Source organism: Acinetobacter sp. YH12095 (genome assembly GCF_013419245.1).
Taxonomy (GTDB): domain Bacteria; phylum Pseudomonadota; class Gammaproteobacteria; order Pseudomonadales; family Moraxellaceae; genus Acinetobacter; species Acinetobacter towneri.
The window spans coordinates 112,817-139,395 of sequence record NZ_VPAL01000005.1; the positions used below are offsets into that span (position 1 = coordinate 112,817).

General features: G+C 40.0%; 21 protein-coding genes and 1 pseudogene. 8 read left to right on the forward strand and 14 right to left on the reverse strand.

Going from position 1 to position 26,579, the window contains the following annotated elements; genetic code table 11:
• Positions 1-16: 16 nt before the first annotated feature.
• Positions 17-1,042, reverse strand: a complete 1,026-nt coding sequence (gene dusB / locus FTU35_RS06070; RefSeq protein WP_004973043.1) for a tRNA dihydrouridine synthase DusB — start codon at positions 1,040-1,042, stop codon at positions 17-19.
• Between the two features lie 84 nt (positions 1,043-1,126).
• On the opposite strand from dusB, the gene FTU35_RS06075 reads away from it, so the two are divergent.
• Together FTU35_RS06075 and FTU35_RS06080 are read left to right on the forward strand one after the other, a co-directional pair.
• Positions 1,127-2,332 (forward strand): DUF1615 family protein, encoded by a 1,206-nt coding sequence (locus FTU35_RS06075; RefSeq protein ID WP_179995146.1) that lies wholly within the window; start codon positions 1,127-1,129, stop codon positions 2,330-2,332.
• Positions 2,299-2,946, forward strand: coding sequence for an HAD-IB family hydrolase (locus tag FTU35_RS06080; protein ID WP_180064589.1), 648 nt, complete (start codon positions 2,299-2,301; stop codon positions 2,944-2,946). Before FTU35_RS06075 ends, FTU35_RS06080 begins: the two co-directional genes overlap by 34 nt.
• A 285-nt stretch (positions 2,947-3,231) precedes the next feature.
• Here the strand turns inward: FTU35_RS06080 and FTU35_RS06085 are convergent, their stop codons facing one another.
• Together FTU35_RS06085 and FTU35_RS06090 are read right to left on the reverse strand one after the other, a co-directional pair.
• Entirely contained in the window at positions 3,232-4,326 is a 1,095-nt protein-coding gene (locus tag FTU35_RS06085) for an acyl-CoA desaturase (protein ID WP_096900933.1), read from the reverse strand.
• Between the two features lie 13 nt (positions 4,327-4,339).
• Positions 4,340-5,410: a ferredoxin reductase gene (locus FTU35_RS06090; protein WP_167846089.1), complete on the reverse strand. Its 1,071-nt coding sequence runs from the start codon at positions 5,408-5,410 to the stop codon at positions 4,340-4,342.
• 154 nt (positions 5,411-5,564) lie between these two features.
• On the opposite strand from FTU35_RS06090, the gene fabR reads away from it, so the two are divergent.
• The gene (gene fabR, locus FTU35_RS06095; RefSeq protein ID WP_026438369.1) at positions 5,565-6,245 is read left to right on the forward strand and encodes an HTH-type transcriptional repressor FabR; all 681 of its coding nucleotides are present in this window, start codon (positions 5,565-5,567) and stop codon (positions 6,243-6,245) included.
• Between the two features lie 77 nt (positions 6,246-6,322).
• On the opposite strand, the gene FTU35_RS06100 is transcribed toward fabR, so the two are convergent.
• The 6 genes from FTU35_RS06100 to FTU35_RS06125 form a co-directional block, all read right to left on the reverse strand.
• Positions 6,323-7,132: an alpha/beta fold hydrolase gene (locus tag FTU35_RS06100; RefSeq protein WP_104852176.1), complete on the reverse strand. Its 810-nt coding sequence runs from the start codon at positions 7,130-7,132 to the stop codon at positions 6,323-6,325.
• 411 nt (positions 7,133-7,543) lie between these two features.
• Positions 7,544-10,381, reverse strand: a complete 2,838-nt coding sequence (gene rapA / locus FTU35_RS06105) for an RNA polymerase-associated protein RapA (protein WP_179989584.1) — start codon at positions 10,379-10,381, stop codon at positions 7,544-7,546.
• A gap of 146 nt (positions 10,382-10,527) precedes the next feature.
• Positions 10,528-11,172, reverse strand: a complete 645-nt coding sequence (locus FTU35_RS06110) for an RluA family pseudouridine synthase (RefSeq protein WP_004973024.1) — start codon at positions 11,170-11,172, stop codon at positions 10,528-10,530.
• A gap of 486 nt (positions 11,173-11,658) precedes the next feature.
• On the reverse strand, positions 11,659-12,960 hold the full coding sequence (hemL, locus tag FTU35_RS06115) for a glutamate-1-semialdehyde 2,1-aminomutase (protein WP_180064590.1): 1,302 nt from the start codon (positions 12,958-12,960) through the stop codon (positions 11,659-11,661).
• Positions 12,961-13,006: 46 nt separating this feature from the next.
• Complete coding sequence (gene thiE, locus FTU35_RS06120; RefSeq protein ID WP_096900945.1) at positions 13,007-13,627, reverse strand: thiamine phosphate synthase; 621 nt, start codon at positions 13,625-13,627, stop codon at positions 13,007-13,009.
• A 642-nt stretch (positions 13,628-14,269) separates the two neighbouring features.
• A complete protein-coding gene (locus FTU35_RS06125) occupies positions 14,270-14,659 on the reverse strand; it encodes an Mpo1-like protein (RefSeq protein ID WP_373682974.1) in 390 nt (129 codons plus the stop codon).
• Between the two features lie 503 nt (positions 14,660-15,162).
• Here FTU35_RS06125 and FTU35_RS06130 point away from each other — a divergent pair.
• Together FTU35_RS06130 and FTU35_RS06135 are read left to right on the forward strand one after the other, a co-directional pair.
• Complete coding sequence (locus FTU35_RS06130; protein WP_096901882.1) at positions 15,163-16,629, forward strand: CYTH domain-containing protein; 1,467 nt, start codon at positions 15,163-15,165, stop codon at positions 16,627-16,629.
• Between the two features lie 204 nt (positions 16,630-16,833).
• Positions 16,834-18,300 (forward strand): CYTH and CHAD domain-containing protein, encoded by a 1,467-nt coding sequence (locus FTU35_RS06135; protein ID WP_180043812.1) that lies wholly within the window; start codon positions 16,834-16,836, stop codon positions 18,298-18,300.
• A 121-nt stretch (positions 18,301-18,421) separates the two neighbouring features.
• Here FTU35_RS06135 and FTU35_RS06140 read toward each other — a convergent pair whose 3' ends face one another.
• A complete protein-coding gene (locus FTU35_RS06140; protein WP_167846097.1) occupies positions 18,422-19,054 on the reverse strand; it encodes a hypothetical protein in 633 nt (210 codons plus the stop codon).
• A gap of 108 nt (positions 19,055-19,162) precedes the next feature.
• On the opposite strand from FTU35_RS06140, the gene FTU35_RS06145 reads away from it, so the two are divergent.
• On the forward strand, positions 19,163-19,564 hold the full coding sequence (locus FTU35_RS06145) for a DUF3144 domain-containing protein (RefSeq protein ID WP_004973007.1): 402 nt from the start codon (positions 19,163-19,165) through the stop codon (positions 19,562-19,564).
• A gap of 141 nt (positions 19,565-19,705) precedes the next feature.
• On the forward strand, positions 19,706-20,770 hold the full coding sequence (locus FTU35_RS06150; RefSeq protein WP_096901876.1) for an amidohydrolase: 1,065 nt from the start codon (positions 19,706-19,708) through the stop codon (positions 20,768-20,770).
• Positions 20,771-20,866: 96 nt separating this feature from the next.
• Here FTU35_RS06150 and FTU35_RS06155 read toward each other — a convergent pair whose 3' ends face one another.
• Together FTU35_RS06155 and FTU35_RS06160 are read right to left on the reverse strand one after the other, a co-directional pair.
• Complete coding sequence (locus FTU35_RS06155) at positions 20,867-23,683, reverse strand: pitrilysin family protein (RefSeq protein ID WP_180064591.1); 2,817 nt, start codon at positions 23,681-23,683, stop codon at positions 20,867-20,869.
• Between the two features lie 263 nt (positions 23,684-23,946).
• Complete coding sequence (locus FTU35_RS06160) at positions 23,947-24,768, reverse strand: PhzF family phenazine biosynthesis protein (RefSeq protein ID WP_179990194.1); 822 nt, start codon at positions 24,766-24,768, stop codon at positions 23,947-23,949.
• Between the two features lie 436 nt (positions 24,769-25,204).
• Between FTU35_RS06160 and FTU35_RS06165 the strand changes: the two genes are divergently transcribed.
• The gene (locus tag FTU35_RS06165) at positions 25,205-25,990 is read left to right on the forward strand and encodes an rRNA large subunit pseudouridine synthase E (RefSeq protein ID WP_180064592.1); all 786 of its coding nucleotides are present in this window, start codon (positions 25,205-25,207) and stop codon (positions 25,988-25,990) included.
• Positions 25,991-26,037: 47 nt separating this feature from the next.
• On the opposite strand, the gene FTU35_RS06170 is transcribed toward FTU35_RS06165, so the two are convergent.
• Together FTU35_RS06170 and FTU35_RS06175 are read right to left on the reverse strand one after the other, a co-directional pair.
• A complete protein-coding gene (locus FTU35_RS06170; protein WP_218951276.1) occupies positions 26,038-26,463 on the reverse strand; it encodes a hypothetical protein in 426 nt (141 codons plus the stop codon).
• Positions 26,463-26,579: pseudogene (locus tag FTU35_RS06175) on the reverse strand (transposase); the annotation flags it as partial. The pseudogene FTU35_RS06175 and the gene FTU35_RS06170, both read right to left, overlap by 1 nt.

The window sequence follows — 26,579 nt, forward strand, 5'->3', positions numbered from 1 at the left end:
TATCACGGTTGGGTTTTTATTTTGTATCTAATAAGTTCACCGCTTCAACCTGCACATCACTCATGATTTCACCATGCGCAAGTAGCTGATTAAAGTAATCTTCCACCACTTTATATTGTTCTGCAGTACTTTCTACTTGATACATACTTTGACGGAATTCATTACTTGAACGTAAACCTTTGGTGTACCAAGCAATATGTTTACGTGAAATACGACAACCTGAATATTCACCATAAAATTCATACAGCTCAGCTAAATGTCCAAGTAATACTTTTTGAACTTCTGCAATGCTCGGTGCTGCTAACAGCTCACCTGTTGCTAAATAATGTGCGATTTCCCGAAAAATCCACGGACGTCCTTGCGCAGCACGTCCAATCATAATCGCATCTGCGCCTGTATAGTCCAAGACATATTTGGCTTTTTCAGGACTATCAATATCACCATTGGCAATCACAGGAATATTGAGCATGCTTTTCACTTCTTTAATCAGTGAATAGCGTGCACGGTTTAAATACATATCTTCACGGGTACGCCCATGCAATGCCAATGCAGCAATGCCTGCTTGTTCTGCGCGTTTGGCAACCCGTAAAATATTTTCCTGCCCATTCAAAAAACCTAAGCGAGTTTTCAGTGTCACAGGCACATTCACCGCGGCAACCACAGTATCTAAAATGCGTGCCACCAAATCTTCATCTTGCAATAAAGCCGAACCAGCCAACTTATTGCAGACTTTTTTGGCAGGACATCCCATATTGATATCAACAATTTGTGCACCATTGGCGACTTGATAACGTGCGGCTTCGGCCAAATCATGCGGGTCTGAACCAGCAATTTGTGCAGAAATTGGTGCAAGTTCCCCATCAAAGTTGGCACGATACAAACTCTTTTTACTCATGCGCAAAGTTTTGTCAGAGGTCATCATTTCACTGACCGCATGCCCTGCACCAAAGTACTTGCACAGTGAGCGAAAGGGTCTATCAGTGACACCTGCCATCGGGGCAACGATCAAATTATTTGACAGTTGATAGGGACCAATATACATATATATTCTTAACTTTAACGATTGGCATAGTATACTGCATCTGCCCTTTGGGCTCATCCATTTGGAACGAGTTTTCCCTATACTATGAAAGACACTGTATTCACTTCTTTGATGAAACCCTTCAGCGTGCTTGCTTTATCATTAAGCTTGGCTGCCTGTGGAGATAGCGCATGGTGGTCTAAGGACAATGAGCCAACCCTTGAAGCAGAACAAATCCGCAAACTCATTCCGAATAGGGTCAGTGAGCGTAGTGCTTGGGCAAAAGATATTTACGATATTTCAGAGCAATTGGGCATCCCACAAACCAAAGAAAATATGTGCACCATCATTGCCGTGGTGGATCAGGAATCGAACTTTGTAGCCGACCCTCAAGTCTATGGTCTGGGTGAAAAAGCAGTTAAAGAAGTGCAAGACCGTTTGGATGAGAAATTTAAAGATAAACTGGGCGAAGCCATTGGTGGTACGGTTGCAGGCTATTTTCAGGATGTACTGAAAAACCACCCAAGCCCTGAAGATAACTATTTAAGCCAAATGCGTCGTGTGAAAACCGAACGTGAACTGGATGAATTGTATCGTGAAATTTTTGACTATATGGCCAAACATTATCACGTGTCTGCGCTAACAGGTGCTGCCAAACTGTTTGGACAAAATATTGGCGAAAAACTTAATCCAATTACTACTTTAGGCTCGATGCAAGTACATATTAGCTATGCCAAAGAGCATAAACGCCAAAGCGGTAACATCGCAGAGTTACGCAGTGATCTATATACCCAGTATGGTGGCTTATATTATGGGATTCATCGTTTAATGATGTACCCTGCCGACTATGATCAACCGCTATACCGCTTTGCTGACTATAACTCGGGCATGTATTCAAGTCGCAATGCAGCATTCCAAAGTATGCTGAATGATTTAACCGAAGCTGAACTCGATTTAGATGGTGATTTACTTCTTTACGCTAAAGATGGCGGCGTGCGTAATGCAAAGAGTGAATCTGAACGTGAATTAATTGCTGTTTTTGCCAAACATAATATTTTGGTTACACCACGACAAATTCGTGCAGACTTAAAAAAAGAAAAAGAAAAGAAATTTGAAGATACCGCGACCTATCTGGCTGTAACTAAACTGTATAAAGCTCAAACGGGCAAAGAGCCATTTTATGCCATGATGCCACAAGTGGTGATTTCAGGGCCTAAACTCAGTCGAGATTACAACACCAATTGGTTCGCAACACGAGTCAATGGACGTTATAAAACATGCATGCAAAAAGCCAAAAATATAAAAATCTAGCCTTATTTGATTTTGATGGGACTCTGTGTAGCAAAGACAGTTTTACAGGGTTCATTTTCTATGCCTTGTCTAAACGACACATTATCAAACAAGGTTTAAAAACCTTACCGTGGATTCAGGCCTATTATTTAAAAGTCTATCCTGCGCATGCCATGCGCCCTAAATTGTTTAGTGCCATGTTTAAAGATGCGAGTACAGCTGAAATATTAGCACTTGCACAACGCTATGCAGCAGATTTAATGCATGATCTAAACCCACAACTATTACTACAATTAAAGCAGCATCAATTCAATGGTGATGATGTGGTGGTGGTTTCTGCGAGTGTGGATATTTATTTGCAGTATATTTGTCAGCAATTAAATGTTGGTTTGATTTGTACCGAAACAGAAATTGAAAGTCAGCAATTTACAGGGCAATATTCAACACCTGATTGTAGTCGGGAACAAAAGCAAATTCGGATTTTAGAACAGTATGATTTAAAAAATTATGCTGCTATTTATGCGTATGGCAATAGTGATGAAGATGAAGCTATGCTGAGTTTAGCAACCCATCCATATATGGTCGGTGTAGATCAAACCTTACCTGAAATTATGGCTTATAAAAAACTGGCTTGATTTTGATGAGTGAAATAAAAAACCCACAATTTGAATTGTGGGTTTTTTAAGTTACATGTAGCGGATGCCTTTAGTAGTAAAAGTATTATTTTTAATGAGACTGTAAATAAAACTGTGTAAACGCTTAACCTCTACTTTTAACTTCGGTTATTTATGGGAGGATTACCCATACATACATAAAAAAAGCGGCTTATCTAAGCCACTTTTCTATATCGTTAAAAGATATATTTATCACTGTTTGATGAATCACTTACTAATCTAAAATTTCATAAATGATATTCATGCTTATTTCTTGAATGGAAACGCATATTTCACAATACGTTTTAATACACTGCCGTATTGCTTAACTAAGCTAGCATTGTTGTAGTTCAAGCCATACTTTTCACACACAGCTTGTACTTTTGGAGCCATTTTACGATAGCGACGTGCAGGAATATCTGGATATAAATGGTGTTCAATTTGATGGCTTAAATGTCCTGTCAAAATGTGGAATGCTTCAGAACCTGTAAGATTCGATGAACCACGAATTTGACGCATATACCAGTGACCACGGCTTTCGTTTTGCATCACAGACTTTGGAAATACTTCTACATCCTTCGTAAAGTGACCGCAGAAAATAATGCTGAATGTCCAAATATTACGAATACCATTCGCAACCAAGTTCCCTGTAAACACTGGTAAAGCCGAAGGGCCTGCAATCAATGGAAAGAACACATAATCTTTAAACAATTGTTTTCCAATTTTCTTCTGCATAGGTTGCCATTCTTTTTTGGCTTGGGCTTTGCTTTTACGGCCATTCAAAATTTTACCAATTTCTAAATTCTGAATGGCAACACCCCATTGGAACAGTAAGCAGAAAGGAATACTGTATAAAGGTTGCAATAAATAGCCTGATCTCCAGCGCTGTTCTGGGAACAAACGCACCAAACCATAGCCAATATCATCATCCATACCTTTAATATTGGTATAAGTATGGTGTTTAAAGTTATGGGTTTGACGCCAGTTGTCTGAAGTACCTACCGTATCCCATTCATAACTTGCACCATTGAATTTAGGATCATTCATCCAGTCATACTGACCATGCATGACATTATGACCTAATTCCATGTTTTCCATAATTTTGGCAAAGCCTAACAAGCCTGTACCCAAAACCCATGCTGGCGGGAACCATCCTGCGAACAATAAGGCACGACCTGCCATTGAGCTATAACGAATGGTTGAATAAACACGGCGGATGTATTTGGCATCTTTTTCACCAATATCATCCAAAACTTCTTGTTTAATGGCGTCTAATTCACGTGCAAGCTCATCTAATTCAAATTGAGTGAGTTCACGGTTTTTAGGATTGCGGAAATATTCTATTTTTACTGGCATATTCATAATCGGAACTCGCTTATAAATCAATAATTAAATCGGTTTGTGCTGAATTGACGCAGATTTTCAATTGGTTATTCGGTTCGCTGTTTTGAACACCATCGACCAAGTTTTTAGTTGAACCTTCAGCCTTGTTGCATACGCATTTATGGCAAATTCCCATACGACAGCCGTATTTAGGTTTAATATTTTGCTGTTCCAGACTTTCTAAAATGGACTTGCCTTTTGGAATAGTGACAATCTTTTTCGATTGAGTCAGTGTAACTTGTACCAAACCAACATCGTCACTTAACACAGGGGTCATGCTAAAAGCTTCTGTTTTCAGCAAAGCAGCTTGTGCAAATAATTGTTCAGCTTGCGTGGTAAAACCCGATGGGCCACATGCAAACACTGCACTTTGCTCGATTTGTGCCAAGTCTTGTAAATGTTCTGCATTTAAACGGCTGTGCGCCACACTCGGCTCTTGAGTATAAAACACTTGAAATTTAAAGTTTGGATATTGTTGTGCCCATGCTTCAAACTGTGCTTTAAATGCTGCGTCTGCAAAGGTTTTTACCCAATACATTAAAGTTACTGGAGTGCTACCAAGACGACCTGATTTCGCCATGTCTTGTAGCAAACTATACATTGGTGTGATACCACTACCCGCTACCAATAGAATTAAAGGCTGGGCTTGTGCAGGCAGTTGCATATCACCATAAGGCGCACCAAATTCCAAAGTATCACCAACTTTGGCTTGCTCAACCAGCCATGTGCTGACTTTGCCCTGATCAACTTTTTTTACCGTCAATAAAACGTGTTGTGCATCAAGCTGAGTCAAACTATAGGTTCGCTCATAGCGTACGCCTTGAATTGTCACATAAACAGGATGATGCTGCCCTGCTGCGCCAATTTGGAATTTTTTATTGAATTGCAAAGTAAAGCTCACTACACCTTGTGCAGCGGTATCTTTTTTTACAATTTTGCCGAGTGACTGATTCACCGACCATAATGGATTAATTTTTTGCAACCAGAAATTGGCGGCATAAGGGTCTAGTACTGCAGTTGCAATACTGGTTAAGGGAGATTTTCTTTTTTCAGTTAGCTGCATGATTCAGCACCACCCGATGAAATTTTAATTATTATACACATGTATATATATTTGTATATACACCTGTATTGTTTCTAATCATTTCACAAGTACTGGCGCAACCGCTATAATGCCTCTAAGCTTATAAATTATTGAAAATATGACTCAGCCTGCCATGAAAACAAACCATGATGTGACTTTTCCAGAATCTGAAACGGTTCATGAGCCTCTTGTCGTGCGTACGGTTGGGCGTAAAGCTACCATTACTAAACAAGAATTATTTCAGGCAGCATTAAATTTAATTGGCCCACAAAAAAGTATCGCATCTTTAAGTTTACGTGAAGTTGCACGTGAAGCAGGCATCGCACCAAACAGTTTTTATCGTCATTTTAAAGATATTGATGAACTCGCGATTGAACTGATTGATCGTGCAGGTGTGGTGTTGCGTCAAATTCTGCATGAAGCACGTTTAAAAGCATCTAAACAAAACAGTATTATTCGCAGCTCGGTTGAAGTATTTATTGAACAATTAGATACCGATGAAGGCAATTTAAGTCTGCTATTACGTGAAGGTTATACGGGTTCAACCTCTTATAAGCTAGCTGTTGAGCGCCAATTGAATTATTTCCAGCAAGAATTGCAGGATGATTTAATTCGTTTAGAACGTTTAAATAACAGCAAGTTAGCGCATCCCGATATTGTCGCAAAAGCCATTACCCAGTTGGTGTTTAATATGGGCGCTAAAGTCATTGATATGCCTGCGACTGAACGTAAAGAAACCGCTGAACAAACCATGACCATGATTCGCATGATTTTAGAAGGTGCACGACATTTGGATGATGCCAAAATTCGTTAACATAACACAGGATAAATCGGGCGATTTTCCTGAATCAGGTCACGCCCGTTTGAGCATTTAATTGCTAGACTTCGCTGTTAAGCGTGTTGTTTTTGAATTAATTGCTGCACATGTGTTGCCGTGGTTTCAGGATTTTCCAAAGGAAACATGTGTCCTCCCTCGACCACACTAAACTCAATTCCATAAGTTTTTTGCATGCCTTGCGGTAAACCTTGCAAATAAAATGGGCTATGCCTTGCTGTAATTAAATGCACAGGTACATCTGGGGCTTTGCGTGGTGTGCGCCACCACCATGCAGGTACGGTTCTAAAAATTTCAGCTTCTACCCGTTTTGGAATTGTTAAAGTCACACCACCTCTTTGTGCATCGACTTGTATGCCGCTGGCAAAATAATCTTCAAAACATTGTGCATCAAATTTTTTAAATAAACGGTTATGCCGCAAAGCTTGATAGGCTTCTGCATGGCTAGCCCAATGATCTCGACGCTTCATGGTCACGGCGGCAGGTGTGAGTTGATCTACATATTTCAGTTTAAATTTTTGTAAAATTTCAAATAATGCCGACTTCGATCCAATCACAAAAGGTGGATCCATAATAATCAATTGAGAAAATAAATCTGGACGCTGATAGGCACACATCAGGGTTAATAATGAACCAAAAGAATGCCCTAAACCAATCACTTGTTGCTTTGGAAACTGCTGCTCAATGTCCTGAATCACTTGATGAATCAAATAGGTCCACTTATAGGTCACAGGAAATTCTGCTTGCATACCAATCAGTGGAATTGCCTTTAAATGATAATCTGCTTCAAAACATTGAAAAAACTTTTGATAACTGGCAGAAGGAATACCATTGGCATGGGTAAAATGAATTGCAGCTTTAGTCATTTAAAATACGCTTAAAAGAAGAATATCGGGTCTGTGACTTGATCTATGCGTACGCGCTTACAGATTCAACACTTGGCACATCAATCATAGATAAAAGATCAACAGCCTTTAAACTACGCATACCACTGGGTTTTGCAAATGACCGGAATGCTGAAAAAGATGAATTATGAGTCATTTTAATGACACATAAGCACTGGTTGCTACTTTGTTTAAGTCCGTGATGTGAAAAATCTCGCACAAAATTTTTATTGCGATATTAAAAAAGCACCCGCTAAACTGCTCCGTAAAAATGAGGCGCAATGCCCAACTTAAAACGTGCAATTTAGAAGATGCCAAATATTTAAAAAAGTGATTGATTAAAACCGACTCAATACAAATACACCGTCTAGACACCTGTATTGAATGCACTCTTTATGGCTTTACCACCACCATCACCTGAATTGCTTCAGGCGTGACCGACAAACCATCTAATAATGCAACACCTTCTTTTTGCAATTTCTGTAAACGTGTAATTTCATCTTCACGAATACTTGGGTTAAATTGCTTCAAATAGCTTAAACGGTCAATTTCATATTGCCATTTTTTGCTATATACATCTTTAGCTTGTTGCTTAAATTCAGGCAATGCAGCTTTAGCCAACTCCAAAGCCTGTGTATAACGCGCTTCAATCGCGTCACGGCGTGCTTTCACCACTTGACGACAACTGTTGCCATCTAAATGATGTAAATAAGGTTTTAAAATTTCAGGGGCAATTTTTTGCGATAAATCCTGCCCTTTTTCGCTCAATAAGACACGAATGAGTTGCTGTGGCAAGCTTGATGGCAAATTCAGGGCTTTAGGTGCAATGACATCCACTTTGAACCAGACTTCGAGCAACACAGAACCTTGTGGCAAAGCGGCAGATTTTAATACCGCAACGTTGGTGCTACCAAAACCTTGTGTATTGATCATTTCCATCACGCTTTCTGTGAATGGATGCTCTAGGGTCAAATACTGTGCATCTTCACGAATTTGCGCCTGATCCCGATAGAACGTCGCGGTCATGCCTTCTTCGTCTAAGGTCAAACCTTGCACTTGCATTTGATCAGTTGGTTTAATAATCACCGTGCCATTGCTTTGTTCATCGAAGTCAATATTGGTCGATGCCATAAAGCGCTTCATAAACATAGGCAACGTGGTATTGTCGTCGTAATCTTCTAAAGCTTGTACAATTTCCTGCGCCACCACAGGACGGCAAGAGTTGTATTCCAACAAACGATCTCGACCCGCTTGAAGTTCTGCTTCCAAAGCTTCACGCTGCACACTGACTGCTTCCAGTAAATCTTCAAACTGTTGTCCTAAATCTGCAAGTAAGCAGTGTTTTAAATCGACAATAAAGTTTTCCTGCAAGGTTTGTGCAGTGGGTGAAATATTGCTGAAAATATTGAGTGCTTCGTTATACCAACGGAACATACGCTCTTGCGCAGTCCCCACCAAATACGGCACATGAATTTGAATACGGTTTTCTTGACCAATACGGTCTAAACGACCGATACGTTGTTCTAACACGTCGGGATTGGCAGGTAAGTCAAACAAAATCAGGTCTGATGCAAACTGGAAGTTACGCCCTTCTGAACCAATTTCGGAACACAATAAAATTTGTGCACCATAAGAATCTTCTGCGAAATATGCTGCCGCTTGGTCACGTTCTAACAAGCTCATGCCTTCATGGAACATTGCAGTACGAATACCTGCATGTAGGCGCAGCGCATTTTCAAGGGCTTCTACCACAGGGCCGCTACGCGCAATTAAAAGCACTTTTTTATGTTTTAAGTCGCTACGCAAACGCTCCATTAACCACATTACACGCGGGTCAGTTTCCATCCAACTGCCATCGAGCAGTGCTTCTTCTGGCCACATTTGTTCACGCAGCTTACCATCTTTAGACCAGTTTTCTGGTGCAGGTAACGGCGCAGGCTGACAATCACGGCCTGGGAAACCTTGAATTGCTTCACGGGTATTACGGAACAAAATACGTCCTGTACCATGACGGTCTAATAATTCGTGGATAGCACGGAAACGCTGTTCAGGGTTATCTTCTATGCGATGTCCCAACAAGCCTTCCAGTGCAGCCAAATGGCTTTCTTCCAATGCTGCATCTGACATTAGGACTTCGGCAATTTTTGCCGTATGTTGATATTGTGCTTCTTCATCCAAGAAACGGTCGAGCGAGCTAAAACGTTGCGGATCGAGTAAACGTAAACGCGCAAAATGGCTTTCTACACCCAGTTGCTCAGGCGTTGCAGTGAGCAATAACACCCCTGCGGTTTGTTCAGCTAATTCTTCGACCAGATCATAACGGTCATTACCACCTTCTTCTTCGCTCCACATTAAGTGATGCGCTTCATCGACCACCAGCAAATCAAAACCTGCTTCTAGGGCTTGTTCGCGTAAGTCATCGTGGTCAATCATTAAATCGACTGAAGCAATGATGCATTGTTCGGTCAAGAATGGATTCAGGTCAGGATCGTGTTCTTTAATAGATGCCGTACGGGTTAAATCAAACAAAGAGAATTGCAGATTGAAACGGCGACGCATTTCAATCATCCACTGATATTGCAGCGAATCAGGTACCAAAATCAGGATACGTTCCGCACGTCCTGTTTTGAGTTGCTGATGGATGATCAAACCTGCTTCAATGGTTTTACCTAAACCAACTTCATCTGCCAATAAGACACGTGGCGCAAAACGCTTACCGACTTCATGTGCAATATAAAGTTGATGTGGAATCAAACCTACACGCGAACCCACCAAGCCGCGCAGTGGGCTACTTTGCATATTGGCTTGCATCAACAAGGCTTCAATACGCAAGTCGTACCATTCTTTATAGTCAATTTGGCTGGCAAGCAAGCGGTCTAAGGGTTTTGAAAGTTGGATACTTGCACCAATACGGGTTTCATTCAGTGATTTCTTTTCTTCACTGCCATCTTGCAAACGACGCACCACGTTATAACGCAATACGCCATGGCGGTCTTCGACCGATTCAACCGTCCACGCATTGCCTTCTTGGTCTTGAACTTCATCATTTACATTAAAAATGATACGCGATAAAGGTGCGTTATTGCGTGCATAGACACGGGTTTCATCACTTTTAGGGAATAAAATGCTGACCGATCGCTCATCTACATCAATCAGAACACCAAGTCCTAATTCCGTTTCTGTGTCTGATAACCAACGTTGACCAATAGCAAACTGCTGCAATTTTTCCACCTTTATTTAGAAGTTAGGACGTATAAATTTTTGCGCAAAACCTGCTGAGTATTTGAGCAAAAATTCAGGGCGTATAGCAATATATTTTGACATAAAGCGCACTAAAAAGAGAGCCTAAAGCACAGGCTTTGCGTAATCTTTTTCGCTTAAAATGGGACTGGGCAAGTAAACTGTACACGTTGCTCAGTTTGTGGATGCAGAAAACTTAATTCTGCTGCATGTAAACACAAACGAGGCATGAGTTGTTGCTGTTCGGGCGTGGCATATAAAGTATCACCAATAATTGGATGACCTAAATATTGCATATGCACTCGCAATTGATGCGAACGACCTGTAATCGGCGTCAGTTGCACACGAGTCACAATTTGCCCCTGCAATTCAAATTGCTCCAATGCACGCCAATGCGTTAACGCAGGTTTGTTATGGGTTGCATCGGCAATGTGTAATGGAGGATGTGCAGGATCATAGACCACAGGCACATCTACAGTGCCTTCACCTTGCAGTTGCCCTGCCACCAATGCCTGATAGGTTTTATCGGTTTGGCGTTCTTGAAACTGACGCGAAATTTGTTTTTGCGCCCATTTCGTGAGTGCAAATACCAAAATACCCGAAGTATCACGATCTAAGCGATGAATCAGCAAAGTGCGCGGCTCAATTTTAACTAGACGACTCATCACACAATCTTGCAAATCTGCTGTTTTACCTGGAACGGTGAGTATGCCAGCGGGTTTATGTATCACCATAAACTCATCGTCACGATGAATCAGGTGTTCGCTTAGAAAATTACTCAATTTCAATTCCGGGCCGATCGTGAAAACAAGGCGGCAATAATAAAAAGCCTGACACAGAATTACAATGCAAAATACATCAATTCCCGATGAATTTTCCGATTTACATTCCTGAATCAGACAATCTGCTGAATTTTAAATCAGCCTGCTTTTAGAAATGTGGGTTTTATAGCATGCAGGAGGCTTTGTTGCATAAATATTTTTTAAGATACTGTTTTAAAGGTTTTTAAAATTTGGATAGAAAAATACAATGAAATCATAGTGCAAGATAGTTGCACAACAAAGCCGTTCTGAAGCTATATCTTTGATGGCGGGAGCAAATGAAGTAATAGGATTCATATTTAGTTTGACCAGGCTATTTTAGTGTTTAACAAGACGCTGATCTAAGCCTTTGATATTAAATTGAAGAGTATGTCTTCAATTTAACCTAAAGCATAGATATTTTGGAGATATCTATGCCTTTTAGGACAGTGTTAAGCAGAGGTCAAATTACGCCTTCATTTCCGCAAATGTTTCTTTTGCAGCTTGAATGGTGTAGGCAATATCTTCATCACTATGCGCAGATGAAATAAAGCCTGCTTCAAAAGCAGATGGCGCCAAGTTCACACCACGTTGCAACATTCCGTGGAAGAATTTACGGAAAGCATCGACATCGCAATTCAGCATAGAATCAAAACTGGTGATGTCATCTTGGTCAGTAAAATACAAACCAAACATAGCACCGACTTGTTGCGTCTTGAACGGGATACCTGCTTCATCTGCCGCAGCTTGCAAGCCTGTCAACAATTTTTCCAGTTGCGCAGTTAAATTTTCATAAAAACCTTCGGCACGTAAATGTTTAAACATTTCAATGCCCGCACGCATCGCCAACGGGTTACCAGACAAAGTACCTGCTTGATACACCTTACCTAATGGCGCAATACATTCCATGATTTCGCGTTTACCACCAAATGCACCTACTGGTAAGCCAGCACCAATAATTTTACCGAGTGTGGTCAAGTCTGGTTTAACATTATAATGCGCCTGAGCACCGCCTAAGCCAACACGGAAACCTGTCATTACTTCATCAATAATAAAGACTGAGCCGCGTTCATCGCAGACATCACGAATTGCTTGCAGGAAACCATCAATTGGTTTAACCAAGTTCATGTTGCCCGCAACTGGCTCAACAATCACCCCTGCAATTTCAGCACCAAACTTTGCAAAACATTCTTTTAAAGTGGCGATATCGTTATAGGGCAAAGTCAACGTGTGTTTGGCAAAATCGGCAGGAACACCCGCAGAAGTTGCTTCACCTTCACCACTGGTTAAAAGTCCTGAGCCTGCTTTGACCAACAGCGAATCTGAGTGTCCATGATAGCAACCTTCAAATTTGACGATTTTGTCACGACCTGTATAACCACGCGCCAAACGAATTGCGGTCATGGTGGCTTCTGTACCTGAGTTGGTCATGCGAACCAACTCAATTGAAGGCATAATTTCGCAAATAATATCGGCCAAAGTCGTTTCATGCACCGTTGGCGCACCAAAACTCAAACCATCTTCAGCTGCAGCTTGCACCGCCTGAATAATAGCAGGATGGGCATGACCTAAAATCATTGGTCCCCAAGAACCTACATAGTCGACATAGCGTTTGCCATCGACATCGTACAAATAAGCACCTTTGGCTTTTTCAATAAATACAGGGGTTCCGCCTACCCCGTTAAATGCGCGTACAGGTGAATTGACACCACCTGGAATATGCTTATTGGCTTGTTTAAACAATTGTTCTTGCTTTGGAGATAAGCTCATGGAGGCACTCAACTCAAAAAATAAAATAAAAAATTAGCTGTCTGCTTTAAGTGTCTGCTTTGAAAAGTGCAGACCAATCATAAACACGCTGTGCAACAGTATGCATCGGACGTCTTAATATATCACTAATCACTGCACATAAATCTGCACCTGCTTCAATGACAGGCTGACTGTTTTCAACAGTTAAACCACCAATCGCGCAAATTGGCACATTGAGTTGTTGCTTCGCCAGTGTGAGCGTGTCTAATGTAAGTGTACTTGCCTCAGGTTTAGTTTCAGTTGCATAGACTGCACCAAAAGCCACGTAGTTTGCACCATCGGCAATGGCTTGCTCTGCCAATTCAATCGAGTTATTACAACTGCGACCAATCAATACATCTTGTGGTAAACGTGCAACCGCTTCAACAATAGAGCCATCTTCTTGACCCAAATGTACGCCAACACCATATTTCACTGCAGTTTCAAGATCATCATTAATCACAAATGGCACTTTGTATTGATCACACATCGATTTCATATATTCAATTTCGTATGCCTGCTGAGCTTGAGGCACATTTTTACGGCGATATTGCAACACCGCGACTTCATAAGTTGCCATCGCCCCTTCTAATTTTGCCAAAAGCAGTTCGATAGGATCATCATTGGTAATCAAATATAAACCGCGCATAATCTCAGCCACAAATAATACAAGGTCTGTATTATTACACATTCAGGCGGCATGTGTCAGAACCTCAGGCTCAACAAGTTTTTTTATATAGGCTCTATAAGCTTCTATTTTGTTTGGGTTTTATTGAGTCAAAAACTTAAAAATACCAAATTCTAGTGATAGCGCTAAAAGATAGATTTAGCTTTAATTGAACTGCGCAAAACAAGAACTGCAACCAGTTCAATAAGATATGGATTTTAAAATCCATACGGGTGACTACAGCGAATAACGACATATTTAGGTCGCCCATTTAGACACATGATCATTTGTGCCAGAGCGCATGTGGGGATGCGACAAATGATCATGTGTCTATATTTTTTCATGCCGCTCTATCAGTAACCTGCTTGCTCTATATCCTTGCTTAAAGATGAATGATTTCTGATTTAACACCATTCTGAATATAATTTTTCACATAAAAAAAGCCTAGAGAAAGGTCACTCTAGGCTTGGAAAGTCACAAACTTTTATCAATAAATTTGATGACACATTATTAGAATATTCACTCTATCATTTCAACAAAAAATTAATTTTATTTGTACATTTTTTATGAAAATAATCACATATCGTCTAGTTTTTGCCTAAACGGTATAACTAAGCGCTCAATTCAACTTGGAATTTTATCTTTAGCACGATCTTGCAAACTTAAATGACCACGCAAAACATCGGCAAACATCCGCCAGTCTGAAATAAAACTATACACAGGCTGTTTAAAACTGGCAGGTTTATTTTTTTCAAAAACAAAGTGCCCGACCCATGCACAAGCATAGCCTGCCAGCAAACCATAGAGTACATATTTGGCTTTTTTATGGCGTATGGCTTTACTCACACAATATAAACCGATACTACTGCCAACAACGTGCAAACGACGGCTCATAATGTTGCGGTGTTCAGTTAAATAAAAGCGATAAAATGTTGAATAATCCTGAATTGGCAATTCAAACTTGGGATCTGGTGTCGGCTCAAATTCGGGGTTTAATGCTGCGTTCATGTTCATCATCCTGATGTTTATAGGTTTGAATTATTTTTGCTACGCTCAATGACACTTTAAACTAAGCCAAAAAAAAACCAAACTCAAGGGTCTGTTGACACTTCGTCTATGTTTGCGACAACGCATATTTTTCAGCTGATATAAGGCATGAGACAGGAAATTTAGTCGTTCTAAATAACTGACTCATAACGCAATAGCAGCAAAAAATATGCTTGTCCTGAAAGGCTGTGGCTAAAACTTTCTCAGATTGCGTTATGAAACTTGGCAATAGTCTCGCTATACCCTACGTTTCATGCCTGATCTGCTCAGTTTTAGCCTACAGCGCAAGCCATTTAGGAAATGCCAACAGACCCTAAAAAAGCCAAGGTCAAGCCTTACTTCTTGGCATATTTTAGTTACAATCAAACGCACTTTTGCAAAACCTTAGTTCTGCAATTTTCACAAATTTATAATACCAATTTGTTTGCCGCTGCTTTGGCGCAACATGCTTTACGTTCAGGATATTTTTCATGGTCGAAGTTGAATTAAAATTTCAAATTCCAGTCGCACGTCGTACTGCACTACTCAAAACTTTAGACCCGAAAAAATCGACTCAAATTCCATTAAAAGCACGCTATTTTGATACATCTACGCACAGCTTGGCGCATCATGGCATGGCGTTAAGACTGCGTTTAGAAGGTGAGCAATGGGTACAAACTTTAAAAGCGGCAGGTCAAAGTCATTTTCATAGTTTTGAACATAACCATCCACTTGCGCCAACTGAAAATCCAGATACTCCACCACAACTTGATCTGCAAATTTATCAAAGTATTCCCGAAGCACAACAATTGCTAAATCAAGCTTTGGGACAAAATTGGGATCAGTTGCAACTACAATTTGAAACCGATATTCAACGTACCTCACGACTAATGACCGTTGAAGATACTGACATTGAAATCAGTTTAGATGTTGGTCACATTCGTTGTGCAGATGCTGAAGTTGAAGTACATGAAGTTGAGTTTGAACTGAAACAAGGTTCAATTCAGCAATTGCTGGCTTTTAGTTTTGAATGGGTGAAAAAATTTCATTTATGGCTGGATGTGCGCAATAAAGCAGAAATTGGACATTTGCTTTCTGTGCAGCAAAAAGTCAGCCCTGCGGCTCAGAGCAAAGAATTTCAATTCAGTAAAAAAGACCATGCCGACCAAAATTTACGCCTGTTAATTGCACAACAATTACAGCATTTATTGCCCAATATTGCCGCAATTTCTGCTCAAGTTGCCGAACAAAGTCATATTGATCAGGCGCAGTTCGCTTTGCAACATTTACAACTAACACTATCCTTATTTAAAGATTGGTCGAAGCATTTAGGCGATAAATGGGCCATGCAAATTGCAGCATTTAAACAACATTTTGATCACCTGCAGCATTTGGAACACATGCAAGCCACACTCGGCGCATTTTTACAGAACCCGACGACTGCAGAGAACCTAAAAAAAGATACCTTGTACGCCCAAGAAAAATTGGTCAATTTAGTCCGTTCAACGCAAAATGTGCATCACTATTTAGAATTATTGATGTTTAGTTTAGCCGCGAGCGATCACTCAGGTTTAGACTTAAAAACTGCCGCACAAAACACGTTGCAACAGCAATATAAGCAGTTACATGAACAATTACAGCACAGTGATATTCACGATTTTGAAAGTTTAGATCAACTGGCTTTGCGTATTCAGGAACTAAAATTTAGCTTCCCCATTTTGACGCATATTTATGATGTCAAAAATTTGCAGAAATATAGTAAAGCTTTGAATGATGCACAGCTTGCAGCACAGGAATATCAAGTGTTGGCATCTTCTGCAGCATACATTCAACAAACTGAATTGGAAGCGAGCGACTGGTTTGTTTTAGGTTGGCTCACTGCAAAACAGGAAGTGTATGCACAGCGTTTATTGGAAGCGACAGAACAATTTATGGTGAGCCGTAAATTCTTAAAATAAGTATCCTTAACATCCTCAAAGCACACGCTAAAAATACTGCAATACAACGGCAGCCTTGTGAATATTCATTCGGCTGCTTTGTGTTAAAAACTGAATACAAATTATTTTATTTTTCAAGCTTTTGTTCACAGTTCTCCCCTTGTTCATTTATAGATTTACACTATAGTTAATAGAACGTATCTTTTTTCATCGAGGGAATTCCCGATGTCTGAAATAGAGTTGAAATTTCAAATTCCACATAATTATCGTGCGGCATTCGAAATAGCATTTAAAAAGAACAAACTAGTTCAACAACAACATTTATGGGCTAAATATTATGATAGTCCTGACCAGCACTTAGCCAAACAACGCATTGCCCTGCGTCAGCGTTTAGAGGGAGATATTTGGCGACAAACTTTAAAAGCGCCTAGTCCACAACATTATGAACGCTTTGAGCTTGAACATGAGTTAGGACATGATGCGCCTGAATTGTGTGATTTGGCATGTTATGAAAATCATAAACAAGCTCGGAAGATTTTAAAAAAGGCTTTGGATGGTTCAAAAGTCAATTTAACTCTGCAGTTTGAAACCGATGTTTTACGCTACAGTCAATTGGCACATTATAAAAACAGCCAAATTGAAGTTGCTTTTGATTTAGGTGAAATCCGACAAGGTAAAAATTCGATTGAAATTTACGAAGTTGAGTTTGAACTGAAACAAGGTGAAATTGCAGATTTAATTGCCTATATTCAGCCGTGGATTAAAAAATATCATTTATGGCTCGACACACGTAGTAAATCGCAGCGTGGCAATATGCTGTATAACAATGAAACCATGATTCCTGTACAGCAGCAAAGTGCTTTACAATTGCAACACCCCGAAAATATGCATGAGTTGTTGACACAAATTACTCAGAATTGTTTGGCACACTTGCTACCCAATGCAGCTGCGATTGCCAGTCAAGATTATGCCAGTGGGCATGTGCATCAAGCGCGTGTTGCCATTCGACGTTTACGCAGTGCCTTAAAAATTTTTGCTGAATATGATGCGTTGGCAAATAACAATTGGGAAAGTCAATTGGCGACACTTTTTCAGCAGTTAGATTCGACCCGCGATCAAGATGCTTTGCGCGAAAGTCTGATTCCGCAACTTGAAAATGCAGGCTCACCTATTACCGAACTACCACCTGCAGCATCTGAAAACATTGCGATTGATGCAATTTTCCGCTCACCGACCACAACCTTATTACTGTTACAACTTATGAGTTTTGCACATTCGGCTGCGATTGCAGATGCAGAATCAAAACCATTCAAAAAAGTATTACGTAAACGCTTGCAGAAAATGCATCAACAAATTTGTGATGATACAGGTCATTTCCAAACCTTGGATGTGGAATCTAAACACCGCACGCGTAAGCGTGTAAAACGTTTACGCTATACCGTGGAGTTTGTGAGTAGTTTATTTGCAGAAGATGACGTCAAAACGTATTTAAAAACCCTAAAACCATTACAGGAAACTTTAGGGCATTTTAATGATTTAATGGTGGCACAAGGTCTATATGAAAGCCATGCTCAAACTGAACCGAAAACATGGTTTGTATTGGGTTGGATTGCGTCGGAAGAACGTCATATTTCCATACAGATTGAACAGGATTTACAGCAGTTTGCTGAAAGTCAGCCTTTTTGGTCGTAGTTGAAGTTTGATCATCAATCAATGATCACATTTAAGCTCAACAGGGATTCATTTCATGTTGAGCTTATTTTTTATATCTTAGATTAGTATTTAATCTGCAAATTCCAAACTTTCTAAAAGATTAACGATATTTACCAAATACTTTCCATGTTTGGTTATCTGCCAAAGGGTCTTGATAACTGTCACTACGCTGCTTACGTGGCTTATCTCGGGCATCGACCAGTTCAAAATATGGTTCGACACTTAATACAATACCATTCACATAAAAACGGGTGCGCGTGTAGTCACTTTGCCCATGCTGAAACACATAAGTACGCAAATCAATAAACTCACGATGTGCCACCAGTGCTGCATTGTCATCACTGTCTAACCAACGCTGCATGAGCTGAATTTCCTGCGGTTCAAATTGCCCACATTTTTCGATCAGGCTGGCAATCCCCCGAAAAGTTTTCGATTCTTTGGCGCGGGTTTTATTCACTCGAATCCGATCGACATGAAAATAAAATAAGGGCAAGTTCAAATGACTGGGTAAATGCACCGCATCAATGACTGCATCTTGCATAAAAGGCTGAAATAAATCCTGTGCACGTTCAATCAACCCTGTCCATTGTTTATAGTATTCTGCTACTTCTGCGCGTGTTCCATAATAAATCGGCAAGCCTTCAACATGGGCAAGTTGCACGGGTGGCCAAATATTTTGACGTAATAAAGCAATGTCGCTTTTTAAACTTTGTACCGCAATCGCATCTTGCATCAACCACTCCAATTTTGCTTAGGCTATTTTTAGCTTAAGGCAAAGGTTTTGTTTCTGCAAGGCTTTGCCTATAATGAAACATTCAGATTTTTAGCTTAGGAAAAATTCATGGTTCAAAAGATTGAAGCAACCGATGTAACCGAAGAAGAAGCATTAAATGCGGCTTTTTTTGAACGTGCCGATGAATTTATTAAACAGGCCAATGGCTTCTGTCATTTTGAAAAAGGCTCCACAGTAAAACCTGCCGAAATTCGTGGTCAGGTGAGTGCTGCCATGTTATTTGCTACTGCACGTTTTAATACTTGGGTGGCAGCCAATAATTTTAAAGATGGCAATGAAATGCGCGATGCCAAAGACCAAGTTATGTCATATATCTTGCAGCAATTTCAAATGATGCTTGAAGATAACTATGATGAATATTGCGAACAGTTTGAAAACTATTTGCGCTTCCGTCACAACGAAGAATTTCATACCCATAAACATGATCACGACCACTCGCACGATCATTAATTTTGCATATAAACAAAGCCCTACGGGGCTTTTTTATTGCGGCTAATTTTCAAACTTGTAGATTTCGATAAATAACCCTTCCCTTTTGTAACATGATGGCTTTGAATAGTGAAATAATAGCGTCATAAAAACAGGATCATTATGCAGAATCTAGGATTTGCACTCATTGATGCACATATTCATCAGTGGGATCCGTATAACACGCCACACAGCGCACGACTTGCTGTTAAGCTTTTGGGCAAGCATCCCAATTTGCTAGATAAAACCATCCGCCTGATAAAACCGAAAACACTCATTGAAACTTTGGGACGCACCGAGCACGTCACATCGCCCTATTTACCTGAGCATTATGCCCGCGACTTAGGTTTTTATACGGCTGAAAAAGTTGTGCATATTGAAGCCAATTGGCACAACCATAAAGGCAAAGGTGTAGTTGGTGAAACCGAATTTATAGAAAGTCTGGATTTTAAAAATAATGGTTTGGCTTTGGGCGCGATTGTCGCCACTGCAGACCCGCGCGATTCTAATTTTAAGAAAATTCTAAAATTACATCACAAAGCCTCTCCAAACTTCCGTGGAATTCGTAAAATGGCAGCCGTGCATGAAGATCACGGGATTTTCTCTTGGGCAGACGAACCACATTTATATCGGAACAAAAAGTTTCTAAAAGGTTTTGAAGCTTTGGCGCAATATAATTTAAGTTTTGATGCATGGACGTATTCGACCCAATTGGGCGATGTCTTGGCGCTGGCTAAACAATTTCCAGAAACTTCTATTGTACTTGACCATTTGGGCACACCTGCAGGGCTGTTCGGGCAAGTTGGCACACATACAGGCGTGACCAAAACAGCACGGGAAAACATTCTGTTTCGTTGGCAAGAAGATATTGCCGAGTTGGCACACTGTCCAAATGTTTACAGCAAAATTTCAGGGTTATTTATGCCTGTTTTAGGACATCAATTTCACTTGCAAAAACGTGAAGCCTCAAAACAGGAAATTATAGATTTAACTGCACCACTGATTCAGCATGCCTTACAAAGCTTTGGAATATATCGGTTGATGTTTGCTTCCAATTTTCCAATGGATCGAGTGAGCACGTCTTTGGTCAATTTAATTGATGCGACTAGTGATATTGTTGCGGCCTATCATCCAAATGCTTTGCAGCAAGTGTTTCATCATAATGCCAAACAGTTTTATCGTTTATAAAGCTTTAGCCAATTGAGCATAGATAGCAAACTTGAAGACAAAAAACGCATCGAAATGGATGCGTTTTTTGTATCTGCTCAAAATTAAATTGAATCTTTATTTAGACTGCGGCTTTAACGGCAGCACCTCAACATTGGCTTGACCATATTGATCGGCGGCTACTTCAAGCAAATGTTCTAAGCGTAAATATTTCTGAATCACAGCATCTACATCGGCTTTACTGAGTTTTGCCAACGCTTGATCACGTCGCTCACGGTAACGTAAATCACGACCTTGTTCTAATTGTGGCACTAACATACGGTGGATACTGCGTTCATCTTCTAAGGCAGTCACACGTTTTTTCAAAATATCGGCTTTTGCAGCTTCAACTTCTTGCAAGCTGACACCATCACGGCGCAAATCCTGCAACACTTTATGCACCGCCTGTGACACTTGAGCCGACTTGCCTGCACTGTATTGTGCAGAAATACTGAGCGCACCCGATTGTTCAAATTCACTTAAACTCAAACCACTACTAAAACCATAAACCAATGCATTTTTTTCACGTAATTCTTGCGCCAAACGTGAAGACAATTGCGATTCGCCCAAAATATAACTCAGCACCATCATGGCAGGTGTATCAGGATGATTCACACCCAAAGGCAAGGTCAATAAACTTTGATAACTGCCAAATTCGCGCTGTTCTGCCAATACATGCAACTTTTTCGCAGGATATGCCGTATAGGCTGAATCTAAGCGTTGATATGCTTCCGTATTTCGCGATTGTCCTAAGCGCTGAACTAAAGTTTTTTTGATTTGTTTCGGATCAAACTCACCTGTAATGGCAATCTGTGCATGATTCATGGCAAAAAATTGACGATATAACTGCTGCACCTGCGCTTGGGTTGCAGCTTGCAGTTGTTGCTTCGCAAATTCAGGTTCGAAGTGATAGCGTAAATCGCCCTGCGGGTAAATTTCAATTAAACGCGCCATAGTCAAAGCTGCCACAGTTTCAGGCTCGGTATAAGGTCGTTCTAAACTGGATAAACTTTGAGAACGAATTAAATCAAACTGACTTTGCTCAAAGCTTGGATTTTGCATGACATCTAAAACAAAGTTAAAAAACGCATTAAACTTTTCTTTTTTTGCCACAATTTGAATATGAATCGCATTAGCATCGGCTTGGGCAAACGCTGAACCGCCTGCAGCAATTGACTGATCGGCAATGTCTTGCAAGCTATGCTCTTGAGATGCACGCAGCAACAAATATGCGGTTAAATCTAAAATTTCGCCCTGCTTAAATAAAGATTGTGCCGTACCAAAATTTACCGAAATAGTGGCATAGGTTTTATCATCACGAGTTGCAGTTGGAAATAATGCATACTTGGCACCATTTTTTAAGCTGCCACGCTGAATCTTTTTTTCATTTTGAATCAAAGCTTGTTTAGATTTTTGCACATAGTCTGTCACTTCTTGCTGATAACTTTTCACATCTTTCAAAGGTGTAACAGGTGTATCTTGCTGATCTAAAGTTTTTGCTGTATTTAGATTATTTTTTGCTGTGAGTGCCTGTTTTTGATCTTCAGGTGTGGGCTGAATATCGCCAATGACCCGATGCTGTGCAGTGAAGAACTGTTTTAAACGCTGATTTAGTTCATCTGCATTTAACTGTTGAATATTGTTTAAATCACGCCAATATTGTGTCCAATCACCCTGATAAGCCACAGCATAATCACTCAAGCGACCACCCAAAGCCACCGCATCATTCATTACACTGTCTGCCTGATTTTGAATCAAGTTTTTCACACGTTGTAACTCGGCATCATCAAAGTTTTTTGCCTGCTCGATACTTTGATTCAAGCCAGCTTGTAATTGCTTGGCATCATGATTCGGTGCATACAAAGCCCCCATCAGCACCAAATTAAAATCTTGATCTAACCAAGTGCTGGACTGCACCATGGTACTTTTGCCTGTTTCTACCAGTGCTTGATACAAATACCCACTCGGTTGCAACGTATGTAAATAAGGTGACAGCGCCAAAGCGGTTTTGATCTTTTCGTCATTGCCATTTAAATACAGATTAAATTTGGCCAGTTGACTGCCCTTTTGTACCACAAAATTTCGTTGCTGAATTTTGTTACTGTCTAATCGAGGCACTTGTACTTGTTTGGGAATTTGTCGTGCTGCAATTGGACTAAAATGTTGATCAATTTGTTTTAACACCGCTGCCTGATCAAACTTGCCTGTCATCACTAAAATGGCATTATTCGGCGCGTACCATGTGCGGTAAAATTGATTTAATTCCTGCATTTTGATGGATTGCAGTTCGTTTAAATCGCCAATAGGTAAGCGTCCGAAATACTGATTGCCATAGGCCGATTTCCACACCTGATCTATCAAGACTGAAAACGGTTGATCCATCCGCACTTCACGTTCACGCTTTACAATCGCAATTTCGGCAGGCACATATTTTTCCTGCATGACCAACTTATCCATGCGTTCCGCTTCAAGATAAATCATCTCATTGACTGCGCGAGTTTCAGGACGAATGATGTTGGTGTATTTAGTCGAATAATAGTCGGTGCTGGCATTGTGCATTAAACTATATTGATCTAAACGGCGCTGAAATTCCTCGGCAGGTACATTTTCTGTACCTTTAAATGCCAAATGTTCCAACAAATGTGCCAAACCACCTTTGCCTTGGGGGTCATTCAATGAGCCCGTTAAATACACCATATTCATAAAGACTTTATTTTCTTTTTGATTGGGTGCCAAAATGACTTTTAAGCCATTATCAAGTTGATATTCTTGTATTTCTTGCTGAGATTTTACTAAAACTGGCTGGGCGAAAACCACGCCATTGAATGCCAGTACACATAAAGATAAAGTGAGGGTTTTAAAACGTAGCAACTTCTTTTTCCCGATTGATTTCATTCTATTTTTGATTTGCCATCGAAAATGGCAATTTTCAACTTGAGCTTAACAGCATACCAAGCTGCGATTAAATCAACCGTAAAAATTTGCAAAATATATGATTTAAACCAAGCAAAACTTGCAAACTACTCTCATCTCAGCTTTTTTCCTATAAAGAAAGATGAAAACTTAATATGACAAAAATAAAGCAATGATCAATCGTAAATTTGACTATGCATTTGATCATTTTTAAAGGATGAAAGAAATCTAATGCAGGACATAGTTTAAATCATGATTTCGCCCTGCAAATATAGCTGTGCATAACCTGAAATTTCGATACGACCATTAGGCAACATCTTGCAATACAGTATGCCACCTCGGGCAGAAGCCTGATATGCCACAAGTTCGGTTTGCTGTAATTTTTCTGCCCATAGCGGTGCAATTGCAGTATGAATTGAACCTGTAACAGGATCTTCTGCAATGCCCATGGCTGGTGCAAAATAACGCGATACGCAGTCATACTGTGTATTTGCAGAGGCAGTAATCGCAACATCAACACTCGACTGTGCCGTAATGGCTGTGCGCAACTGTCCCAATTGTTTTAATAATTCAAGGTTAGGCTGTTCATCTAACACATCTTGTACCGATTCATATTCCACAATATAGGCTTGCGCATTGATATAGACGTTTTTAAATGGTTTAGTCAAAGCTTGGCGTAAAATATCGGGATAATCTTCAACTTGTTGGGCAGCACGAATTGGGAAATTCATGCAAATTTTGCCGTCTTGCTGTTGCTGAACTGTAAAAATCCCCAATTTTTTCACATGAAATTGAATTGTCTTTGTCTCGGTATAATCCTTAAATAAAACAAAGCCGCTGGCAAGTGTCGCATGTCCACAAAAATCGACTTCTGTTGTGGGTGTAAACCAGCGAATTTCAAAGTTTTCCGCATCTATCATTTTGACAAAAGCGGTTTCAGACAGATTATTTTCCAATGCGATATTTTGCATTAAATCATCGGCTAACCATGTTTTACTAACAAGTACGGCAGCAGGATTGCCTTTAAATAATTCATGGCTAAAAGCATCGACTTGGTAAATTTTCATTAATGAACTCATGATCCTAAAAATATATACACTTATTTCATCTTAAGTTCTTTTCACTATAAGTGCCTAGCCAATTTCTGTACTTTCAATCTGCCAAGCGGGTTGATTTTGGACTAATTCGGCATAAAGCGAGCAGTAGTATCAGGGAAGTATGTTATTGGCTGTGATGCCAAGTTTGTAAAAGCTGTCTTCTTTAGCCCAACATTGGGCTTTTTTAGCGCTTAGCTTTCTAGTTTTTAATCGTTGTGATACTGCTGCTCATTTTGGCAAGCACACCAAAAAAATATTTATCAATAAGCAATACTTTCCCCCATTCTTATCGCATAATAGAGCCATCTCAAACGCACTGTATTTGCGATTTAATTGGAAATCGCCCGTTTTTCCTTTTAAATACTCTCAATTTTCCCAATTTATTGAATTTAAAGAAGCATTTCTTATGAAAATCGTCATCTTAAATAAACCATATGACGTTCTCTCTCAATTCCGTGATGATGAAAAACATCTCACCATGTCGGCTTTTGTAGACGACCCTGACTTACGTTTAGCTGGTCGTTTAGATATGGATTCGGAAGGCTTGGTGTTCTTGACTGATCATGGCGGCTTGAATCAGTTTATTACCAATCCAGCCAATAAAAAATACAAAACCTATTTGGTTCAAGTCGATGGTGATGTCACTGAAGATGCCTTAGCACAATTGCGTAAAGGCGTAGAACTGAAAGATGGAATAACTTTGCCTGCGCAAGCGTATAAAGTTGATGAGCCTGAATGGTTGTGGGAGCGTGATCCTCCTGTACGTTTCCGTGCTTCAGTACCTACTTCGTGGATTGAAATTTCAATTTGTGAAGGTCGCAACCGCCAAGTGCGTCGTATGACGGCTGCGGTTGGTTTTCCAACTTTGCGTTTAATCCGCACCAAAATTGGTTCAATTGATTTGGTGCAGTTGGGTTTACAGCCTGGTGAAACCAAAGAAATTGAACCGTTGTTATATCCTGATTTTAAAGATGTGCCTGCCGCTGAACCGTATCGCTCACGTTCATATGTGAAAAAACCAGGTGGTACGGGTGGCAAGCCAACCCATCAAAAGAAAAATAAAGATGGTACGCCTAAGAAAAAATCAGGTACGCCACGTATTTGGCAAATGGAAGAAAGTGAAAAGCCACGTCGTAAGACCAATGGTACCACACGTCCTAATACCAAAAGCCGTGGACGTCGGGCGCGTTAAATAAAAAGGAATAAGCTCACTCATTATAGTGGGCTTATTCCATTATTTTAAAGGAGTTCAGACTCTAGTATTTGAATATACTTTGGTAAATCCTGCTCTATAAGTTCACGAAACTTTTCAGTCAGAATTTTTCTTAATTTTTCTGTATCCCCACTTTCTATAAAATCACCAATATCATTTTCAGACAAAATTAATTTCTGAAATGACTGATGCCATTTAGGCTGTAAATTCTTGTCAACACGATTAAAAAAACTTTTGTGTTTGCGGTATATTTCAAAAAGCCTTTCACGAACTTCTTGTTCACCTGCTCCAATTTTTAAATCAAAATTAACAACATGATTTCTTATATTGAACTCATACAAATAAATAGTATTATTTTCTAAATTTCCATCCTTTGGAAACAGACCTTTATCCTTTAATTTCTCAATATTTTTATGCAAAAATATTGGTTGAAAGCGGACATAAGCTGTCATTAAAAAGTAAACATGTATTCTTTTCCGAATTGGTTTGATACTCTCTCCACCCATTGCTCTATTTTATCAGCTGTCATGACTTGAAAATCTCGCCAATAATATTTCATCTGCTTCCA

Coding starts and splice junctions, on each gene's coding strand:
- dusB (WP_004973043.1), bottom strand. CDS start 1,042: ATGTATATTGGTCCCTATCAACTGTCAAATAATTTGATCGTTGCCCCG.
- FTU35_RS06075 (WP_179995146.1), top strand. CDS start 1,127: ATGAAAGACACTGTATTCACTTCTTTGATGAAACCCTTCAGCGTGCTT.
- FTU35_RS06080 (WP_180064589.1), top strand. CDS start 2,299: ATGCATGCAAAAAGCCAAAAATATAAAAATCTAGCCTTATTTGATTTT.
- FTU35_RS06085 (WP_096900933.1), bottom strand. CDS start 4,326: ATGAATATGCCAGTAAAAATAGAATATTTCCGCAATCCTAAAAACCGT.
- FTU35_RS06090 (WP_167846089.1), bottom strand. CDS start 5,410: ATGCAGCTAACTGAAAAAAGAAAATCTCCCTTAACCAGTATTGCAACT.
- fabR (WP_026438369.1), top strand. CDS start 5,565: ATGAAAACAAACCATGATGTGACTTTTCCAGAATCTGAAACGGTTCAT.
- FTU35_RS06100 (WP_104852176.1), bottom strand. CDS start 7,132: ATGACTAAAGCTGCAATTCATTTTACCCATGCCAATGGTATTCCTTCT.
- hemL (WP_180064590.1), bottom strand. CDS start 12,960: ATGAGCTTATCTCCAAAGCAAGAACAATTGTTTAAACAAGCCAATAAG.
- thiE (WP_096900945.1), bottom strand. CDS start 13,627: ATGCGCGGTTTATATTTGATTACCAATGATGATCCTATCGAACTGCTT.
- FTU35_RS06125 (WP_373682974.1), bottom strand. CDS start 14,659: ATGAACATGAACGCAGCATTAAACCCCGAATTTGAGCCGACACCAGAT.
- FTU35_RS06130 (WP_096901882.1), top strand. CDS start 15,163: ATGGTCGAAGTTGAATTAAAATTTCAAATTCCAGTCGCACGTCGTACT.
- FTU35_RS06135 (WP_180043812.1), top strand. CDS start 16,834: ATGTCTGAAATAGAGTTGAAATTTCAAATTCCACATAATTATCGTGCG.
- FTU35_RS06140 (WP_167846097.1), bottom strand. CDS start 19,054: ATGCAAGATGCGATTGCGGTACAAAGTTTAAAAAGCGACATTGCTTTA.
- FTU35_RS06145 (WP_004973007.1), top strand. CDS start 19,163: ATGGTTCAAAAGATTGAAGCAACCGATGTAACCGAAGAAGAAGCATTA.
- FTU35_RS06150 (WP_096901876.1), top strand. CDS start 19,706: ATGCAGAATCTAGGATTTGCACTCATTGATGCACATATTCATCAGTGG.
- FTU35_RS06155 (WP_180064591.1), bottom strand. CDS start 23,683: ATGAAATCAATCGGGAAAAAGAAGTTGCTACGTTTTAAAACCCTCACT.
- FTU35_RS06160 (WP_179990194.1), bottom strand. CDS start 24,768: ATGAAAATTTACCAAGTCGATGCTTTTAGCCATGAATTATTTAAAGGC.
- FTU35_RS06165 (WP_180064592.1), top strand. CDS start 25,205: ATGAAAATCGTCATCTTAAATAAACCATATGACGTTCTCTCTCAATTC.
- FTU35_RS06170 (WP_218951276.1), bottom strand. CDS start 26,463: ATGACAGCTTATGTCCGCTTTCAACCAATATTTTTGCATAAAAATATT.